Below are 20,489 nucleotides of genomic sequence, written 5' to 3'. Positions count from 1 at the left end.
TCCTCCCTATAAATATGAAGCTGTGGCAACAATTAATATTTTCACTTCTTCATGAGTTTCATTGTATAAGCGATGTTTATCTCTCGCCTTAAAATAAAGTACATCTTCAGTACTCGCTTTATAAGTTTGATTACCAAGTAGCAATGACACTTCACCTTCTAAGCAGTATATAAACGTGTCTGACTCAGATGGTTTAAAATTTTTATAGGATGCTCCAGGTTTCAATGTAAGAATCAATGGTTCCATTTCAAATTCATTTGAATCTGTAACTAGCCAATTTATAATATAACCCCGATCGTATTCATCATATGTAATTTGATCTTTCTTTTTATATAACACTTTCTCACTTGGGCGCTCTTGAAAAAAGTCACTAGCTGGTGTCCCAAGAACTTCTAAAATGTTTAAAAACGTCTCTATACTTGGAGACGCATGTTGACTCTCAATCTGAGAGATATATCCTTTTGACAAATCCGTACGTTCAGCAAGTTCTTCCTGAGTAAAATTTTTAATACGTCTTAAATTTCTTAATTTATATCCTATATCCATATTTTTAACCACCTAAAAAAGCTACATTAAGTTTACTAATATCAAACATTTTGTTTAGTGCTTTATAAAAGTAACAGAATATAGCTTTGTAAGCAATAGTTTTATTCAATTGTTTTAGAAAACAAGTAAGTATAAATTTTTAGATAATAAGTGTATCTAAAATCAATTAAGATTCTTTACCAAATCTCTGCTGTTCAGGATATTTATTTACCTCTTGAACAACTTTATAACTATTATATCCGCTTTTATTTTCAAATTCTTTAAAGATTTGTTTTTCTTCAGCTTTGCCAGGTACAATGTCTTTAAATTTTTTATAAGCTTTTTTTACATCTTCACCTTTAACAGAAGATTCATAGTAATTTTCAATTTTATTAAAAAAATGAATGACTTGCATCATTTCTTCATTCGTCCAATCTAAATCTAAAGGATATTGATATTCCATTGTCTTAATAACCTCCTGTAATAATTATGTAAGTACAGTGTATCGGAGCCATTTTTATAAAACAACCGATACAAAAAATAATTAAAAAAGCTGAGACCCGCACATGACGAGTCTCAGCAGTATATAATGATTAATCTTTAACTATTGTGATTAAGGTTTAATAATTACATAGTATGGATTGGATAACCAATTGCTTTTTCAGCAGCTTCCATTGACATTTCACCTAAAGTTGGGTGAGCATGAACAGTTAATGCGATATCTTCTGCATTCATACCTGATTCAATTGCTAAACCTAATTCAGAGATGATATCAGATGCGCCAGTACCAACAACTTGAGCACCAATTAAAGTATCATCTTCTTTAAGTGTAATTAATTTAACAAAACCATTAGTATCATCTAATGATAACGCACGTCCATTAGCTGCATATGGGAATTTAGAAGCTTTAATTGATAAACCTTCTTCTTTCGCTTGAGCCTCAGTGTAACCTACTTGAGCTAATTCTGGTTCAGTGAAGCATACTGCAGGCATACCAATGTAATCAACTTCAGCAGCTTGACCATCAATTGCTTCAGCAGCTACTTTAGCTTCGTAACTTGCTTTATGTGCAAGTGGTAAACCAGGAACGATATCACCAATTGCAAAGATATTCTCAATAGAAGTACGGCTTTGTTTATCTACTTCTAATAAACCACGATCTGCGAATTTAAGACCTAATTCCTCTAAGCCTAATTCATCAGTGTTTGGACGACGTCCTACAGTAACTAATACGTAGTCAGCTTCAATAGTTTGTTCTTCACCATTAGCTTCATACGTAACTTTAACGCCATTGTCAGTTTCTTCAGCAGATTTAGCCATAGCTTCAGTGACAATTTCGATACCTTTTTCTTTCATGCCTTTTTTAACTGGTTGAGTCATTTGTTTTTCGAATCCACCTAAGATGTCTTTAGCACCTTCAAGGATTGTTACTTCTGAACCGAAGTTAGCAAATGCTGTACCTAATTCAGAGCCGATATAACCGCCACCAACAACAACAAGTTTACCAGGAACTTCTTGTAAATTTAAAGCGCCAGTTGAATCGATAACACGCTCACCAAATTCAAAATTAGGAATTTCAATTGGTCTAGAACCAGTTGCGATAATAGCATGTTTGAAATTGTAAGTTTGAGCACTTTTTTCGTCCATAACGCGAAGGCTATTATTATCAACAAAGTATGCTTCACCTTTAACGATTTCAACTTTGTTACCTTTTAATAATCCTTCAACACCACCAGTTAATTTATTTACTACTGATGATTTGAATTCTTGGACTTTCTCGTAGTTTAAAGACACGCTTTCAGCAATAACCCCTAAGTTTTCTGAATGTTGCGTTTCAACAAAACGATGAGACACGTGTAATAATGCTTTAGATGGAATACAACCAACGTTTAAGCACACGCCACCTAAATTACCTTTCTCAACGATTGTTACTTTTTGTCCTAATTGCGCTGCGCGAATTGCTGCAACGTATCCACCAGGACCTGCTCCGATTACAATAGTATCTGTTTCAATTGGGAAATCTCCAACTACCATGTTTTTACCCCTCCATTAATAATAGTTCTGGATTATTTAATAAACGTTTAATGTGATTCATAGCATTTTGACCAGTTGCGCCATCAATTTGTCTGTGGTCAAAGCTTAGTGATAACGCTAATACTGGAGCTGCTATAATTTCTCCATCCTTAACAATAGGTTTTTGAGCAATACGGCCAATTCCTAAGATGGCTACTTCTGGGTGATTGATAACTGGAGTGAACCATTGTCCACCAGCTGAACCGATATTACTGATTGTACAAGTTGCACCTTTCATTTCATCTGAAGTCAATTTACCGTCACGAGCTTTAACTGCAAGTTCATTGATTTCATCTGAAATTTCGAAGATTGATTTACGATCCGCATGTTTAACAACAGGAACTAATAAACCTTTATCTGTGTCAGCTGCGATACCGATATTCCAATAATGTTTGTGTACAACTTCGCCAGCTTCTTCATTAAATGAAGTGTTAAGTGCTGGATATTTTTTAAGTGCAGAAACTAAAGCCTTAACAACATATGGTAAGAACGTTAGTTTAGTACCTTGTTCAGCTGCAATTTCTTTGAATTTTTTACGGTGATCCCATAATTCTTGTACATCAATTTCATCCATTAATGTAACATGAGGTGCTGTATGTTTTGAGTTAACCATTGCTTTAGCAATTGCTTTACGCATAGCAGGGATTTTCTCAGTTGTTTCTGGGAAGTCACCTTCTGGTACTGATTGACTAGCTGAAGCACTAGTTTCTTCACTACCTTTAGATGATGCAGCTGCACTTTCGTTAGAAGCTGAATCCGTGCTTCCACCATTTAAGTATGCATCTACGTCTTCTTTAGTAATACGTCCGTTTTTACCAGAGCCTGTAACAGCTTTAATGTTTACACCATTTTCACGAGCGTATTTACGTACAGAAGGCATAGCCTTAACTGTTTTATTCTCATCAACTTCTGCTTCTTGAGTAGAAGCTGTTGAAGCTTCCTGAGATTGTGATGATGAAGTTGATTCTTTTTCAGCTGGTGCTTCTTCTTGTTTCTCTTCTTGTTTAGAAGAGTCATCACTATGGCTACCTTTAAATTGCATTTCTTCAGCATCAGGAGCATCAATTTTTACAATAACGTCACCAACTACTGCAACAGTTCCTTCATCTACTAAAACTTCTTCAACAGTTCCGCTAACAGGCGATGGGATTTCTACTACAGATTTGTCGTTTTGCACTTCTGCTAAGACATCATCTTCTTCGATGGTATCTCCAGCTTTAACAAACCATTTTACAATTTCACCTTCGTGGATACCTTCCCCGATATCGGGTAATCTAAATTCAAATGCCACGTTCTTGTCCTCCTAAGATTTTACTTAATCAAATCATTTCAAATACTTATATACTAAAGTTGCAAGTTAAGGAAGCCCTTACAACCTAGTTTACACTTATTCATTACTCATTGCTATAGTTAGCTACTTAATTTATTAATGAGTTTAAATTAGAACTCTAATGTAGCTTTAGCTTGTTCAACGATGTCATTTTTGTTTGGTAACCAAACATTCTCAGCTTGAGTGAATGGATATACAGTATCAGCTGCAGCTACACGAGCGATAGGTGCTTCTAATGAAAGAATTGCACGCTCAGCTAATTCTGCAGCAACCTGTGCACCTACACCAGCTTGGCGTTGTGCTTCTTGAACAACTACTGCACGACCAGTTTTTTCTACTGATGCAACTAATGTATCAATGTCAATTGGTTGAACTGTACGTAAGTCGATGACTTCGACAGAGTATCCATCTTTTTCAAGCTCTTCAGCTGCTTTGATAGATTCTTGAACCATAGCACCGTACGCAATTAGAGATATATCATTACCTTCTTTTTTAACATTAGCTTTACCAATGTCAATTGTATATTCTTCTTCCGGTACCTCTTCACGGAAAGAACGATACAATTTCATATGTTCTAAGTAGACAACAGGGTCATTACTTTGAATTGCTGAAATTAATAAGCCTTTCGCATCATATGGCCCAGATGGAATAATCACTTTTAAACCAGGTGATTGTGCTAAGATACCTTCTAAATTATCGGCGTGTAATTCTGGAGTGTGTACTCCACCACCAAATGGTGCACGAATAGTAACTGGTGCTGGTTTAGACCCGCCTGAACGGAAACGTGTACGAGCAATTTGACCTGCAACTTCGTCAAATACTTCAAATACGAATCCTAAGAATTGGATTTCCATAACTGGGCGATAACCTGTTACAGCTAATCCTAACGCTAAACCACCAATACCAGATTCCGCTAATGGTGTGTCAAATACTCGATCTTCACCAAATTCTTTTTGTAAACCTTCAGTAACACGGAATACACCGCCGTTAACACCAACGTCTTCACCGAAAACTAAAACGTCTTCGTCTCTTTTAAGTTCACTTTTAAGCGCGTCGTTAATCGCTTGAACCATTGTCATTTGTGCCATGGCTTACTTCGACTCCTTCTCTTTGTAAATTTCATATTGTTCTGATAAATTTCGAGGCATATCTTCATACATAATATCCATTAGAGAAGTAACAGTTTGTTTGTCTGTATTGTCAGCCTCTTTAATAGCTGTTTTAATTTCAGATTTAGCACGTTCAATGACTTCATTTTCTTTATCTTCATTCCAAAGACCTTTTGCTTCTAAATATTTTCTAAAACGTACTAATGGGTCTTTTTTCTCCCACTCTGCGTCTTCATCTGAGGTTCTGTAACGAGTTGGATCATCACCAGCCATTGTATGTGGTCCATAACGATAAGTTAATGTTTCAATTACTGTTGGACCTTCACCTGCAACAGCTCTTTCACGCGCTTCTAATGTAGCTTGATATACAGCTAAAGCATCCATACCATCTACTTGAATACCTGGTACACCAACTGCGATAGCTTTTTGAGCTAATGTTGTTGCAGCAGTTTGTTTACTACGTGGTGTTGAAATAGCGTAATTGTTATTTTGAATTACAAAAATAGCAGGCGCTTTATACGCTGATGCAAAGTTGATACCTTCATAGAAGTCACCTTGTGAAGAACCACCATCACCAGTATAAGTAATTGCTACTGCGTTTTTACCACGTTTTTTAAGACCGAATGCTACTCCAGCTGTTTGTACATATTGAGCACCGATAATAATTTGTGGACTTAGTGCATTAACGCCTTCAGGGAATTGGTTACCTTTGAAGTGTCCTCTAGAGAATAAGAAAGCTTCTGTAAGTGGTAAACCATGCCAAATAATTTGAGGAACATCACGATAACCAGGTAGGATGAAGTCTTCTTTTTCTAAAGCATATTGTGAAGCAAGTTGAGATGCTTCTTGACCTGCTGTAGGTGCATAGAAACCTAAACGTCCTTGTCTGTTTAATGAGATAGAACGTTGGTCAAGAATACGCGTCCATACCATTCTTTCCATTAATTCTACTAATTGTTCATCTGTTAAATCAGGTACTAAGTCTTCATTTACGACATTACCATCCTCATCCAAAATTTGAACCATTTCAAATTTCGATTGAGTTTCATTTAATACTTTAACTGCATCGAATTGGGCTTGTAACTTAGGAGCCATTCAATTCACCATACCTTTCCCATGTAAATAGAAATTCATTTTATCCTCCCTAATTGTATCACAAATGATTTTTCCTGTTAAACGATTTCATAAAGTTCTGTTTCAATAGAAAAAGATACAGTTGCACGGTCTGTTATAGTACTTTCCGCACAACTGTATCAGTCTGATAATTTATTTCAATTGATCTACGTCTTGTTTCTCTTGAGTAACCTTTCTCATCGCTTTTGAGTAGGTATTGAATTTTTTATTCATATCTTTATATGCTTTTGATAAATCTTTAGATTTACTGTCTACTTCTGATTGTGTAGCACCATCTTGGTTCAAGAATGTAAACAGTTCTTTTTCTTTGTTTAAAGCTTTTTTGTAAGCCTTTGCATATGCATCATGTGCTTCGTATTTTTCTTTGAGTGCATCATTAAGTTGAGTTACTTCTTTTCTCTTAGCCGAGTTATCAATATGATTCATATACTGTTTAGCTTTTTTAAATTCTTTTTCAGAATTATTCAATGCTTGTTCTTCGATTTTAAATTCTTTTTGACGCTTCTCTACATTTTTTACGATATCTTCTGCAGCTTGTTTTCTTGTATTCTGATCTTTACCATTTACTTTTTTAAATAATTTTTGTTTCTTTTCTTCTAAATCATTTATTTTTTTACTAGTACTATTTACTGATTTTTCTTGGTCAAAAGCTTTTTGAACTTGGTTGTCATATTTTTTAATTTCTTTTTTGTCAGTTGTACATCCAGCTAATAACACTGTTGATGTTAGGACAATTGCGACAGTTTTACCGAACTTCATTAACTGTTACCTCCTCATAGTTGTTCGCTTGTAATATTAAATAATTATTGTTCATAAATCAATATACACTAATAAAACGATTCATTGAAGCTAAATGAAATAGTCTAAAGTGTCTGTTCCACATATAATATAAAACCTTCATTCAAAATCAAATACCTATTAATGTACTAATCTCTATAGTATCTGATATATTATTACTTAAGGAAGGTGTATGACATGTTAACTATGAAAGATATTATTAGAGACGGTCATCCAACGCTTCGTGAGAAGGCTAAAGAATTAAGTTTCCCTCTTTCTGAAGAAGATAAAGAAACTTTACGCTCTATGCGAGAGTTTTTAATTAATAGTCAAGATGAAGAAACTGCAAAACGTTATGGATTACGTTCTGGCGTTGGTTTGGCAGCTCCACAAATTGATGTGGCTAAAAGAATGATAGCAGTTTATTTACCAGACGATGGTAATGGAAAATCTTATGATTATATGCTCGTCAATCCTAAAGTTATGAGCTACAGTGTGCAGGAAGCTTATCTACCAACTGGCGAAGGTTGTTTGAGTGTTGACGAAAACATTCCAGGATTAGTACACCGTCATAATAGAGTGACAATTAAAGCTCAAGATATAGACGGTAATGAAGTTAAACTAAGATTAAAAGGCTATCCAGCAATTGTGTTTCAACACGAAATTGATCATTTAAATGGCGTTATGTTTTATGATTATATTGACGCTAATGAACCACTTAAACCTCACGACGATGCAGTCGAAGTTTAAGTAAAATTATTAAACTTATATACACTTTATCAAGTTGATAACTTATCACGCTTGATGAAGTGTATTTTTTATTTTTCAAAATAAAAATATTACTATATATAATAATACGTATGACTCAATAATTAGTAAGATAAAACTGCTTTATTTATTCAAATACATCATGTAAAATATAACTTAACTGAAATCTTAGTATATCAATACTAATTTCTAATTAGGAACGACACTATTACCCTAGAAAACATACTGGGCAGTGAAATTAAACGAACATATATATTAAAGTTTAGATTGAGCTGGTATGTTTCTAAATAAAATATTAGAACACTAGATTATTGAAGACTTAATTGTACGCATGAATATTCTTTAATAACCCGAGTATTAATGACTAGGGTCGTAAATAAATTATGGAAATTATTCTAGGAGGAAATATATAAAATGGCAGTATTTAAAGTATTTTATCAACATAATAAAGACGAAGTCATCGTTCGTGAGAACACTCAAACAATTTATGTTGAAGGACAAACTGAAGAACAAGTTCGACGTTATTTGAAAGATCGTAATTACAATATTGAGTTTATTACTAAATTAGAGGGCGCACATTTAGACTATGAGAAAGAACACTCAACTCACTTCAATGTGGAGAATGCTGAATAATGAAGCAATTACATTCTAATGAAGTAGGTGTGTATGCACTTGGTGGTTTAGGTGAAGTTGGTAAAAATACCTACGCCATCGAGTACAAGAATGAAATTGTTATCATTGATGCAGGTATTAAATTCCCAGATGATAACTTACTAGGAATAGATTATGTTATTCCTGACTACACTTACTTAGAACAGAACCAAGACAAAATTGTAGGTCTGTTTATTACTCATGGACACGAAGACCATATAGGTGGTGTGCCCTTCCTATTAAAACAAATTAATGTACCTATTTACGGTGGTCCATTAGCATTAGGTCTCATACGCAATAAATTAGAAGAACATCATTTACTTAGAACTACTGAGTTACATGAAATTGATGAGAGTAGTGTAATAAAATCTAAGCATTTTGAAATATCATTCTATTTAACTACTCATAGTATTCCTGAAGCATACGGAGTTATCGTTGATACACCAGAAGGTAAAATTGTTCATACTGGTGACTTTAAGTTTGATTTCACTCCAGTTGGAGAGCCAGCTAATATAGCTAAAATGGCTAAACTTGGAGAAGAAGGCGTACTATGTTTATTATCTGACTCAACAAATTCACTAGTACCTGATTTTACACTTAGCGAACGTGAAGTTGGACAAAACGTTGATAAGATTTTTAGAAATTGCAAGGGCCGTATCATTTTTGCGACCTTCGCATCTAATATTTATCGTGTACAACAAGCAGTTGAAGCAGCGATAAAATATAATCGTAAAATCGTTACTTTTGGTCGTTCAATGGAAAATAACATAAAAATTGGTATGGAGCTTGGATATATTAAAGCACCACCTGAAACATTTGTTGAACCTAATAAAATTAACAATATACCTAAACACGAATTGTTAATTCTTTGTACTGGTTCACAAGGTGAACCAATGGCTGCATTATCAAGAATTGCAAATGGTACACATAAACAAATTAAAATTATACCTGAAGATACTGTAGTATTCAGTTCATCTCCTATTCCAGGTAACACTAAAAGTATCAATCGCACTATAAATGCTTTATATAAAGCTGGTGCGGATGTCATTCACAGTAAGATTTCAAATATTCACACGTCAGGTCATGGTTCACAAGGTGACCAACAATTGATGCTACGTTTAATTCAACCTAAGTATTTCTTACCTATTCATGGTGAATATCGTATGTTGAAAGCACATGGTCAAACGGGTGTTGAATGTGGTGTAGATGAGGATAATGTATTCATTTTCGATATCGGTGATGTCTTAGCTTTAACACATGATTCAGCTCGTAAAGCTGGAAGAATCCCATCAGGTAATGTGTTAGTAGACGGTAGCGGTATTGGAGATATCGGAAATGTAGTTATTAGAGATCGTAAACTACTTTCTGAAGAAGGTTTAGTCATTGTTGTTGTAAGTATCGATTTTAATACTAATAAGTTATTATCAGGACCTGATATCATTTCACGTGGCTTTGTTTATATGCGCGAATCCGGTCAACTTATTTATGACGCACAACGTAAAATTAAAACAGACGTGATATCTAAATTAAATGGTAACAAAGATATTCAATGGCATCAGATTAAATCATCAATTATTGAAACACTTCAACCTTATCTATATGAAAAGACAGCTCGTAGACCGATGATTTTACCAGTAATTATGAAAGTGAATGAAGATAAAGGTAACAATAAACCTTCTAATAAGAAAAATAACAAACAAGATAAAAATGAGTCTAAATAACATTTTTAACTTATAAAATTTATCTGTTTAAATATTTAAGGCAAGGACACATGTCCTTGCCTTTTATTTATTTCTCTTTCTAACAGTAGTTCCTATTACAATCATTAGAAATGAAATAAACACAATTAAATAAATAAGTCTGTAACCAATTGGGCTTTTGATAACATTATCATTATTAATTTAGATAATGTCTATAATCATGAGTGTGATAATACTAAGTATATATATAGCTTGTTTTTAATTAACATTTTTTTACTCCTTTAGTTTTCACTCTAGTTGTTGCATGTGTATATATTTTTACGATGTCTTTTTATCTAATATGCGTTGATATTCTTTATATTTATATGGGTTTTTTACTTTTTCACCATTTATGTATACTAAAGGAACTTTCTTAACTTTTTTCTTTTTAGCAACTTTTTTATCATCATTAGCCATTTCCCATGCTTTGCTATCTTTTTCTTTATACATTTTCTTAACTTTTTTTATTTCTTCATCATTCAAGTTAAGTTTATCTATTTGCTTATCTAATAATCTATTAGTAATCCAAGTTTTATGGCTATTTTTAGGTTGTTCGTTAAAAATTAAGTGATTAAATTTTAAATACTCTTTATCAGATATGAGTTTGACTGCTAATGCTGCTCGTCCAGCTTTCATAGAGTCTACCGAGATTAACAAAATTAACTTCCGCTTTGTCTTTTTTTATATAATCTTTTTTCAATTTAGGAACGATAGTATTTTCAATTTTTTTACAATAGGCACATTTGTAATCACCATAAATTGTTATGCATTTAGTGCGATTTGAATGATTATTAAATGAGCCATTTTTTATGTTCGAACAACTACATAATAACAAAACAATTACTAACAATGATGTGCATTTTAAAACAAATTTACACATATCCACTCTCCTTATTAATTTTTTCAAATTTAATGTTAACATCATTGTTTTAAAATTTTTGTTATCTTCCCTAATTGATATATTCTATTTCTCAAGTGTTTACGCAAAACTTAATAAATTATAGATTTAATCAATCACAATATTTCATATTTTATTTTGTTTTTAAATTGATTGAAGCTTTATTATTTTTTTATGTATAGATTAGCATGAAATCGTATGATGGGTATAACCGACTCAATTAAATAATTCTATACAAAAAAGCTTATAAATGAATTTTAACTCAATTCATTTATAAGCTAAAAGAAAAAACGTATATCTTAATTTATCGTCACCAATTATTTGGCTATATTTTTCTCGAAACGACCTAAATCATTATCATGACCAATCATGATTAAAATATCACCAATCTCTATACTAAGATTCGGATCTGGGGAAACGATAAATTCTTTCGCTCGTTTAATTGCAATGATATTTATGCCATATTGTGCTCGGATGTCTAAATTAATTATAGTCTGTCCAGCCATTTTTTCAGTCGCTTTAAGCTCTACGATTGAATGCTCATCAGCAAGTTCTAAATAATCTAATACACTTGCACTTGCTACATTATGCGCTATACGTCTACCCATATCACGTTCTGGGTGAACGACAGTGTCTGCACCTATTTTATTTAATATTTTAGCATGGTAGTCGTTTTGTGCTTTTGCAGTTACCTTTTTAACACCTAACTCTTTTAAAATTAAAGTAGTTAACGTACTTGATTGAATGTTTTCACCAATGGCCACAATGACATGATCAAAGTTACGTATACCTAAACTTTTCATGACCGCTTCATCAGTCGTATCAGCTACAACTGCATGTGTTGCGATATCACTATATTCATTAACACGATTTTCATCATTATCAATTGCCATGACATCCATATCTAAAGCGTTAAGTTCTCTAACAATACTGCCACCAAAACGACCTAGTCCAATAACGACGTATTCTTTATCCATATGCGTCCTCCATTAAATAAAAGAGAAAAAGAGAGTTTGATGATAAAATATATCAACATATCTCCCCTTATACTCAAAGGTTATATTATTTCTTTCCTTCTACGTACTCTTTATCGAAAACAAATAATCTTAATAATAATATTAACGATGGAATTAATAAAAGTAAACCTAAAATAAAGGCTATAACTAATGCTAATCCCATTTCTGGGTTAACATGAGAACTTGTGATTTTCACAAATGGATGTAATAAAAATGGCAATTTACTCATACCATAGCCAAAGAATGCAAAGAACATCTGTAATATGACCATGATAAACGCTAATCCATGATTTTTCTTAAGAATCGTTAATACACCTGCAATTAAAAAGAAGATAAAACTGATTACAAACATCCACCAATAGTTAAATACAGCATTATTGAAATGATCTGCATTTTGTATTCTTAAAGATAAAAATACAAACAATGAAATAACAATCATAGGCGGGCCCCAGAAAATATGCCATTGTCTTGTTAAGTGGTATGCAGGTTTATCTTTCGCTTTACTAGCATAAAATGTTAAGAAACCTGAAGAAATATATAGAACCGAAATGATAGCCAAGAATACCACAGACCAGGCAAATGGACTTAATAGTAATTGTACCCAGTTCAAATCTATATGAGACCCATGTTCTCTGATATATCCACCTTCCGAGATAGTTAGTGCAGTAGCTAATGATGCTGGAATAAGTAATCCTGTAAAACCATAGAGCACTATCCATGGTAACTTCGTATCTTGTCCGTAATTTTCAAAAGCATAAAAACTACTTCTAATGGAGATAAGAATTAATGCTATTGAACCTGGAACTAATAAAACGGTTCCCAAATACTTTGCAGAATCAGGGAAGAACCCAATAAATCCAACGAAGAAAAAGACGAAGAAAACATTTGTAACTTCCCACACTGGATTAAGATAACGATGAATTAAGTGATTGATCTTCTTCTCTTCACCAGTAATTCTAGAATGTAAAGCGAAAAATCCAGCACCAAAGTCAATTGATGCTACGATGATGTAACAAAATAAAAATATCCATAATACTGTTATCCCAATATATGCGTAAATCATTTTGTTCCACCTCTTTCTTCAATCACTTTGTCTACATCTTGATAAGCAGGTTTATTTCGATACATACGAATAAGTACATAAGCTGCTGTTACCATAAGCACGAGATACAATATACCGAAGAGAATCGTAACTAACGTGATACCACCTGCTTGTGTAGCAGCTTGAGACACACGCATATAACCTCTAATGATCCAAGGTTGACGACCCATTTCAGTTAAGAACCAACCAAATTCTATTGCAAGTAATGAGGCTGGGCCAGTTAAAAGTATTGCATATAGCATAGCTTTATTAACTTTAAATTTACGTAATTTCTTGAAGAATAAAATTAACATATATAGTCCTGAAATAATGAAACAGAACACACCCATAGAAACCATTAAATCAAAGAAATAATGAACAATCATAGGTGGTAAATCATTTTTAGGAAAATCAGTTAATCCTTTGACTTTTGTTTTGAAACTGTCATCTGCTAAGAAACTAAGTAATCCCGGAATCTCAATAGCACCAGTTACTTCATGTGTCTTCTCATTGAGCACACCAAAGAATACTAAGTTAGCATGTGATTGAGTATCATAATGCCACTCATAAGCAGCTAGTTTTTCTGGTTGCACTTTGTGCAAGAATTTAGCGGAAAGATCTCCAGCTACCATCGATAATATCGTTGATAAGAAACCAACTATCATTGTCATTTTCAATGCTTTTTTATGATAAGTTTTATCTTCAGAATGTTTATTACGTAATAATTTAAACGCCGCTATTGCAGCCAAAATAAATGCCATCGTCATACCAGCAGTAGCTACTACATGGAATGCTCTGACAATAAATGAGGAGTTAAACATTGCCTCTAATGGTTGTACATTAACCATACGTCCATTTTTCATTTCAAAACCTGCTGGTGTATTCATAAATGAGTTAACTGATGTAATAAAAAACGCCGAGAATGAACCACCAATAATTACAGGTAATGAAATAATAAAATGCGTCCATTTATTTTTAAATCTATCCCAAGTATAAAGATAAATACTTAAGAAGATTGCTTCAAAGAAGAAAGCGAAAGTTTCCATAAATAAAGGTAAAGCAATAACATGCCCACCCATTTTCATAAATGTTGGCCACACAAGCGAAAGTTGTAAGCCTATAATAGTACCTGTCACGACTCCAACGGCTACTGTAATTGTGTACCCTTTTGACCATCTTTTCGCTAATGCAATGTAGTTTGCATCATTCTTTCTAATACCGATAAATTCTGCAATCGCAAACATTAAAGGCATACCCACGCCGATTGTGGCAAATATAATATGCACTGCTAATGTCATACCAGTGAGAAATCGGCTAATTTCAACTGAATCCATATATAAATCACCTTTTTTATCTATTTTTATTAATAATTGGAGTCACAAGTGTCTAAAATTATAAAACCTCATGACTTTGAACAAAATTAAATTGCTTTAAATTTATATGTACATTTTTTGACAAGACACATAATGTTCACATGTTTGAAATTCTCAACATTTTTCTATATAGTATTTTGAGAATTACTTATGAAAGGACGACCTGTATGACTTCGAACATTGTCATTTATACCCAAGATGATTGTCCACCATGCACTTTCGTGAAAAATTATTTATCAGAGCAAGGCGTTGATTTTATTGAAAAGAATATTAAAAATAATCAATATCGTAATGAAATGATTGATTATGATGCATTTGCAACGCCTTTTATTTTATTAAATAATGAACCAATGTATAGTGTAGATATGGACAAAATAAATTCTACATTGAATTTAAATAGTAAAAATTAGTCATAAAAATCACTCAACATTATCTTTTCTATGATGTTGAGTGATTTTTTAATAAGTGAAGCCAGCTTATTTCAATTACAGATTAAAAAGAGAGTAAATGCAATGTTGCATTCACTCTCTCATGCTGTATTATTAACCTATATTATTTTGCTTTATTGTTAACTAATTCCATAACTTCTTCTTGTGTAGCACATTCAATAGCGCGATTAGCTAATTCAGCCATTTCATTTTTACTTAAGCCATTAATTTGTCTTCTAGCTTTAAGAATAGAAGTTGCACTCATTGAGAACTCATCTAATCCTAAACCTAGTAATAATGGAATAGCTGTTTCATCTCCGGCCATTTCACCACACATACCAGTCCATTTACCTTCTTTATGAGAAGCCTCTATTACTTGCTTAACAAGACGTAAAATAGAAGGATTATATGGTTGATATAAATAAGATACACGTTCTGACATACGATCAGCAGCTAGTGTGTATTGAATTAAGTCATTAGTACCGATACTAAAGAAGTCTACTTCCTTCGCGAAGACATCTGCTAATGCAGCAGTTGCTGGAATTTCAACCATGATACCTAATTCGATATCGTCAGAAATGTCATAACCTTCATTTTCAAGGTTTTTCTTTTCTTCTAAAAGAATCGCTTTAGCATCACGGAATTCTTTGATAGTAGCAACCATTGGGAACATGATATTTAATTTACCGTAAGCAGATGCACGTAATAATGCACGTAATTGCGGTCTGAAAATATCTTGTTGAGCTAAACATAAACGAATTGCTCTATAACCTAAGAATGGATTCATTTCTTCAGGTAAATTTAAGTAAGGAAGCTCTTTATCTCCACCGATATCTAAAGTACGTACAACAACACGTTTACCATCCATTGTTTCTAGTACTTGTTTGTAGGCTTCAAATTGTTCTTCCTCAGTTGGCATTTGGTCTCTTCCCATATAAAGGAATTCTGTACGGTATAAACCTATACCTTGAGCACCGTTTTCAATAACTCCTGGTAAATCATTTGGCGTACCAATATTCGCTGCTAATTCAGCATGCACACCATCAACAGTTACCGTATCCGCGTCACGTAATTTTTGTAGTTCCTTCTTATCTTCAAAGAAACGTTCACGTTTGTTTTGATAAGCGATTAATTCGTCTTCAGTTGGATCGATAATTACATCACCTGTAATTCCATCTACAACAATCATATCACCTTGTTTGACTTGCTGAGTGATAGTTTGCGTACCTACAACTGCTGCAATTTCAAGTGAACGACTCATTATTGCAGAGTGGCTCGTTCTACCACCGATGTTAGTTACAAAGCCTTGGACGAATTCCTTGTTTAATTGTGCAGTATCTGAAGGTGTTAAATCGTTACCAATTATAACGACGCTTTCATCAATCATACTTGGGTTTGGTAATTCTACACCTAGAATGTGCGCTAAAACACGTTTAGAAACGTCTCTAATATCTGCTGCACGTTCTTTCATGTATTCATTATCCATAGATTCGAAAATAGTAACAAATTGAGTTGTCACATCGTTTAATGCTGTAGCCGCATTAACTTTATCATTTCTAATTTTATCTTGGATAGGTTGAATTAATTCTGGATCATCTAGAACTAATAAATGAGCATCAAAAATAGCTGCTTTATCAGCGCCTAATTGAACTTCTGCATTATTTCTAATCTTAGTTAATTCAACTTTAGATGCTTCGATAGCTTTATTGAATTTATTAACTTCGCCTTCTACATCAGTGACCTGTTCGTTACTGTCAAAAGATAAATCTGGCTCTACTAATAAGTAAGCTTTTGCGATTGCTACACCATCAGAGGCAGCAATCCCTTTAATTAAGTTAGACATAATTATTTAGTTAATCCTTCTTTTGATAAGACATCACTGATAGATTCAATAGCATCAGTTTCATCGCTACCGTCAGCATAAATAGTGATTTCAGCATCTTTACCTACACCTAAACTCATAACACCCATGATTGATTTTAAGTTAACTTTTTTACCGTTATATTCTAATTGAATATCTGAATCAAATTTTGATGCAGTTTGAACTAGCATTGTAGCAGGGCGAGCGTGAATCCCTGTTTCGTCGATAATTACATATGATTTTTGTTCCATAGTTATATTCTCCTTCGTATAGTTAGAATCTTCAATATTATTACAATCTAACATATATTTTATACAATAACTTTACCAAAACCGATTGTTAAATTCAATTCGTTTAAAACCGGTTTCAATATCATTATTTACATTACATTAGAAATTATATCACTTACTATAGGTTATTGATAACTTTTTCACATTTTTCAACGTGATCTTTACCAAGTTTATTCATAAAGTAGTAACTAATTGAAGCTGAAACAGCTTGACCGATCACTGGGAACCATTTTGTTTGTTTAGCAGCTGCTCGTTTCGCTACATCTTTAATAACAACTTTTAAAAGTGCTTCTGAAACTTTTCTTCCTACAAATTGACTCCCTTGAATCGCTGCAGCAGACATCACTCTCTCTCTTACATCATCCCCTAACGAATTCACTTCTTTATGATCTAAACCATAAATTTTGTTAACATCCTCAATAATGTCTCTCATTAATTTAATATCTACACCGAAGTCTAATCCTGGGATAGGTACAATACTTGCGCCTGATGAAAGTATTGATTTCTTTTTAACTAACGTTAACGCCTGTTCTCGGCGACGCGCTAATTCTTCTTTAGTCTTAGGTAAATTATTTTTTTCTTTAATTTCTTCTATATTTAAAAGTTCATTGCCCACTTTATTAGTGATATCATTTGTGAATTTACTTCTAATACCCAAATTCATACATCCTTTCTTAGTATTGTTTCAATAAAATCTTATACCCAATATTTAAAAATTTAATGCTTAATATCTATAAATACAGCTTTTAAATATTTTGAAGGTTTGTAATGTGGATGAGTCTTGAAATCTTTAGGAAGTCCCATGACCTCTCTTATTTCAAACTCTACCCCCTCTTCATCTAATGTCTTTTTAATCACATTTTTGAACGCTTTTAAAGAAAATGCACTTGAATTTGTACATAATAGCAGTGAACCCTCAGGAGCTAATACACTTAAGGCGCCTTTAACGAGTGAACCATAGTCTTTCTGAACTGAGAATGTCTTTTTCTTATTGCGTGCAAAACTTGGCGGATCAATGACTACCGTTTCATACTGAAGACCATGACGTGCCGCGTAATTATAATAGTCAAACGTATCCATCACATAAATGTATTGAGATTTAGGATCAATACCATTTAAACCAAAGTTTTCTTCCGTTAAGCCTCTTGAACGATTTGCTAAGTCAACACTTGTAGTTGAACGTGCATTCTGAGCTGCTATAACTGAAAACGCTCCTGTATAACTAAATAAATTTAATACATCTCTATCTTCGGAAAATTGGTCTCTTAATTTTTTACGTACTTCCTTTTGATCTAAAAAGATACCAGTCATTAAACCATCTTCTAAATCTACATTATAAAATGTGAAATTTTCTTCAATAGTAATTGGAAACTCAGGGGCTTCACCATCAACAAATCCACCTGTGTATGTTGTATCCTTAAATCTCATTTTTTCATATAAAGACGTATAACCAAATACTGTTTTAATTGCTTCTATGATAAGATATCTAAATTTATAAATGCCTTTGGAATACCATTGAATTAATAAATGACTATCATAATTATCAATTGTGAGGCCTCCTACGCCGTCACCCTCAGCATTAAAAAGTCTAAAAGCATTTGTACCATCAATGTTGAAATAATATTCTCTTTCCTCTAATGCACTTTCAAATAATTTTACGAAGAATTGAGTGTTAATGTCCTCATTTTCATCATAACTTAATACCCAACCTAATCCTTTATGTTGACGGCCAACATAGCCAGTTGCGATATACTGTTGTTGATCAGTCACAATTTTAACTAAATCCCCTTCTTTAAGGTGGTCATGTTGGTAAATATCTTCCTCATCAATTAAAGGATATTGATTAAGATATTTAGTTTCTTTACCTCTATTCAATGTTGCTATTTTCATTTTTTACTTTTACCTCACTTTCTATTCTCTTTTTTCTAAAAATTAATACGTAAGCACAATTTCAAAATCATTTTAACAAATATCAGTCTTTAATAATATGTAAAAAAGCCACTGCTATTGAATAAACAATAACAATGACTTTTAGTAATCAATTATGGTTTCTCTCTTAACTGTAATGAGTAAGCAACAATCATTGCAATTAACATTAACAGTAAAATTGGTGTGATGAAAATTGATAACAATAGACCGTGAATCATAATATTGATAAATTCAGTTAAGAATTTAAAGAATAAAATACTACCCATGAAGAGCTGTAAGTAATAAAATTTATTTCTTAAATAATAAGTTAAAGTTGTAGCAATAAAGATGATGATTATGAATAGTAATAATATGAGTGTGACCCACTCTACTACATATTGCGTTTGAGAAAGTTCCCATTCTCCTGATAAGAATAGGGCGTTGCGGTTATTAAATTCAAGAAATGTAAAGAATAAAATAACAGCTCCACAGAACAACTCAACATACATTGGTTTAATCCATTTTGGCTTTCTCATCCAATTAGGAATATCATCTTCTTGAATATCTACAATATTTTTAACTTTTTCCTTAAATTTATCTCTTTTAGCTCTTATTTTATCTAAATCTACACTTCTTCTAGTCTTACGTGCATATTCTGTTGTCTTATCTTGTAGTTGTTTTAAGTGAACTTTAGTTTGATTAGATACGTTTCCTTTATTTGTTCTAGAAAGTTCAGGTTCTTCCTCGCCTAACTCTTCTTTAGTTAATGGTAATGATCGTCTTAAGAATAAGAAATTCCATATAGACATCTGTCCTAATAACCACATAATAATGAAGAATGTGTTCACACTTAAAATATCTATAGATTCAATTTCATTCGCATCTATACGTCCGTATAAAGAAATTTGTGTAATTAAATAACTAATACCATATGTCACGATAATCCACATATAATGACTTTTACGATTATTTTTATTTAATTCATCTTTATAAACAATGTATCCGATGTGAACGATGAACGGTATAATAAACACAATTGCGAAGAAACCATAAACTTGAGTCATTAATATTAGTGTAATAATAAAATACATAATACCAATAACTAAGAAGAAAATGGATATGTCATAGTCATATTTAATAGTTCTGAATAAAGTATGACCTAAAAGCATAACTAAGATACCAAACAAAATAATAATAATGGCACTTATAACTGGGAAACTACCTATAAACCTACTCATCACTTTTATAATTTCAGCGAAGAATGCATTAAGAAATTCCCATACATTATGTACATGAGTATTAACTTTTTTATCACCATTAAATTGTTTAATCAATGGTAAGTTAATTAGAATGATGAGACCTGTGAAAAGTGAAACGATACCGATAATGTAGCTAAATATGATCTCGGTGTGTTTCCTAAGAAAAGACATACTGTTCACCTCAAACGTTATTATATATGAAGATTTTCTAATTGTCTTTAAATTAACCATGAAATACGTCTATAGACCTATTAGGGTTTATCTATAGA

General features: G+C 32.6%; 20 protein-coding genes. 4 read left to right on the top strand and 16 right to left on the bottom strand.

Annotated elements, in window-relative coordinates:
* Positions 1–6 precede the first annotated feature (6 nt).
* The 7 genes from HMPREF2642_RS07885 to HMPREF2642_RS07855 form a co-directional block, all read right to left on the bottom strand.
* Positions 7–546 carry a helix-turn-helix domain-containing protein gene (locus HMPREF2642_RS07885; RefSeq protein WP_030065198.1) on the bottom strand — a complete coding sequence of 180 codons (540 nt, stop codon included), beginning with the start codon at positions 544–546 and terminating at the stop codon, positions 7–9.
* A gap of 166 nt (positions 547–712) precedes the next feature.
* Positions 713–988: a UPF0223 family protein gene (locus HMPREF2642_RS07880; RefSeq protein ID WP_002435331.1), complete on the bottom strand. Its 276-nt coding sequence runs from the start codon at positions 986–988 to the stop codon at positions 713–715.
* 164 nt (positions 989–1,152) lie between these two features.
* Complete coding sequence (gene lpdA / locus HMPREF2642_RS07875) at positions 1,153–2,559, bottom strand: dihydrolipoyl dehydrogenase (RefSeq protein WP_070597770.1); 1,407 nt, start codon at positions 2,557–2,559, stop codon at positions 1,153–1,155.
* Positions 2,560–2,563: 4 nt separating this feature from the next.
* Positions 2,564–3,889, bottom strand: a complete 1,326-nt coding sequence (locus HMPREF2642_RS07870) for a dihydrolipoamide acetyltransferase family protein (RefSeq protein WP_030065195.1) — start codon at positions 3,887–3,889, stop codon at positions 2,564–2,566.
* Positions 3,890–4,038: 149 nt separating this feature from the next.
* Entirely contained in the window at positions 4,039–5,016 is a 978-nt protein-coding gene (locus HMPREF2642_RS07865; RefSeq protein WP_002435445.1) for an alpha-ketoacid dehydrogenase subunit beta, read from the bottom strand.
* Between the two features lie 3 nt (positions 5,017–5,019).
* A complete protein-coding gene (pdhA, locus tag HMPREF2642_RS07860) occupies positions 5,020–6,132 on the bottom strand; it encodes a pyruvate dehydrogenase (acetyl-transferring) E1 component subunit alpha (protein WP_070597769.1) in 1,113 nt (370 codons plus the stop codon).
* A 171-nt stretch (positions 6,133–6,303) separates the two neighbouring features.
* Positions 6,304–6,930: a YkyA family protein gene (locus tag HMPREF2642_RS07855; RefSeq protein ID WP_070597768.1), complete on the bottom strand. Its 627-nt coding sequence runs from the start codon at positions 6,928–6,930 to the stop codon at positions 6,304–6,306.
* A 216-nt stretch (positions 6,931–7,146) separates the two neighbouring features.
* Between HMPREF2642_RS07855 and def the strand changes: the two genes are divergently transcribed.
* The 3 genes from def to rnjA all read left to right on the top strand — a co-directional run bounded on the left by def (position 7,147) and on the right by rnjA (position 10,088).
* Entirely contained in the window at positions 7,147–7,698 is a 552-nt protein-coding gene (gene def, locus HMPREF2642_RS07850; RefSeq protein WP_023350468.1) for a peptide deformylase, read from the top strand.
* Positions 7,699–8,130: 432 nt separating this feature from the next.
* Positions 8,131–8,349, top strand: coding sequence for a DNA-dependent RNA polymerase subunit epsilon (locus HMPREF2642_RS07845; RefSeq protein ID WP_002435438.1), 219 nt, complete (start codon positions 8,131–8,133; stop codon positions 8,347–8,349).
* A complete protein-coding gene (rnjA, locus tag HMPREF2642_RS07840) occupies positions 8,349–10,088 on the top strand; it encodes a ribonuclease J1 (protein ID WP_002435458.1) in 1,740 nt (579 codons plus the stop codon). The genes HMPREF2642_RS07845 and rnjA overlap by 1 nt, the downstream gene beginning before the upstream one ends.
* A 297-nt stretch (positions 10,089–10,385) precedes the next feature.
* On the opposite strand, the gene HMPREF2642_RS11860 is transcribed toward rnjA, so the two are convergent.
* From HMPREF2642_RS11860 to HMPREF2642_RS07820, 4 genes are all read right to left on the bottom strand, one after another.
* Positions 10,386–10,742 carry a thioredoxin domain-containing protein gene (locus HMPREF2642_RS11860; RefSeq protein ID WP_256276642.1) on the bottom strand — a complete coding sequence of 119 codons (357 nt, stop codon included), beginning with the start codon at positions 10,740–10,742 and terminating at the stop codon, positions 10,386–10,388.
* A gap of 579 nt (positions 10,743–11,321) precedes the next feature.
* Positions 11,322–11,981 carry a potassium channel family protein gene (locus HMPREF2642_RS07830; RefSeq protein ID WP_002435479.1) on the bottom strand — a complete coding sequence of 220 codons (660 nt, stop codon included), beginning with the start codon at positions 11,979–11,981 and terminating at the stop codon, positions 11,322–11,324.
* Between the two features lie 85 nt (positions 11,982–12,066).
* On the bottom strand, positions 12,067–13,083 hold the full coding sequence (locus tag HMPREF2642_RS07825) for a cytochrome d ubiquinol oxidase subunit II (RefSeq protein WP_002435403.1): 1,017 nt from the start codon (positions 13,081–13,083) through the stop codon (positions 12,067–12,069).
* The gene (locus HMPREF2642_RS07820; RefSeq protein WP_030065190.1) at positions 13,080–14,435 is read right to left on the bottom strand and encodes a cytochrome ubiquinol oxidase subunit I; all 1,356 of its coding nucleotides are present in this window, start codon (positions 14,433–14,435) and stop codon (positions 13,080–13,082) included. Before HMPREF2642_RS07820 ends, HMPREF2642_RS07825 begins: the two co-directional genes overlap by 4 nt.
* 206 nt (positions 14,436–14,641) lie before the next feature.
* Here HMPREF2642_RS07820 and HMPREF2642_RS07815 point away from each other — a divergent pair, with 206 nt between their 5' ends.
* A complete protein-coding gene (locus tag HMPREF2642_RS07815; protein ID WP_002435401.1) occupies positions 14,642–14,884 on the top strand; it encodes a glutaredoxin family protein in 243 nt (80 codons plus the stop codon).
* A gap of 142 nt (positions 14,885–15,026) precedes the next feature.
* Here the strand turns inward: HMPREF2642_RS07815 and ptsP are convergent, their stop codons facing one another.
* From ptsP to auxA, 5 genes are all read right to left on the bottom strand, one after another.
* Entirely contained in the window at positions 15,027–16,745 is a 1,719-nt protein-coding gene (gene ptsP, locus HMPREF2642_RS07810) for a phosphoenolpyruvate--protein phosphotransferase (RefSeq protein WP_002469960.1), read from the bottom strand.
* Positions 16,746–16,747: 2 nt separating this feature from the next.
* A complete protein-coding gene (locus tag HMPREF2642_RS07805) occupies positions 16,748–17,014 on the bottom strand; it encodes a phosphocarrier protein HPr (protein WP_002435387.1) in 267 nt (88 codons plus the stop codon).
* A 157-nt stretch (positions 17,015–17,171) separates the two neighbouring features.
* Positions 17,172–17,711, bottom strand: coding sequence for a hypothetical protein (locus HMPREF2642_RS07800; RefSeq protein ID WP_002435405.1), 540 nt, complete (start codon positions 17,709–17,711; stop codon positions 17,172–17,174).
* Between the two features lie 59 nt (positions 17,712–17,770).
* Positions 17,771–18,943 (bottom strand): class I SAM-dependent rRNA methyltransferase, encoded by a 1,173-nt coding sequence (locus tag HMPREF2642_RS07795; protein WP_023350473.1) that lies wholly within the window; start codon positions 18,941–18,943, stop codon positions 17,771–17,773.
* A gap of 152 nt (positions 18,944–19,095) precedes the next feature.
* Positions 19,096–20,391 carry a lipoteichoic acid stability factor AuxA gene (gene auxA / locus HMPREF2642_RS07790; protein ID WP_002435336.1) on the bottom strand — a complete coding sequence of 432 codons (1,296 nt, stop codon included), beginning with the start codon at positions 20,389–20,391 and terminating at the stop codon, positions 19,096–19,098.
* Between the last annotated feature and the right edge of the window lie 98 nt (positions 20,392–20,489).

It is taken from the genome of Staphylococcus sp. HMSC055A09, assembly GCF_001809655.1.
Lineage (GTDB): Bacteria > Bacillota > Bacilli > Staphylococcales > Staphylococcaceae > Staphylococcus > Staphylococcus capitis.
The sequence above is the reverse complement of the archived record's forward strand: the minus strand, read 5'-3'. Positions and strand labels throughout refer to the sequence as shown.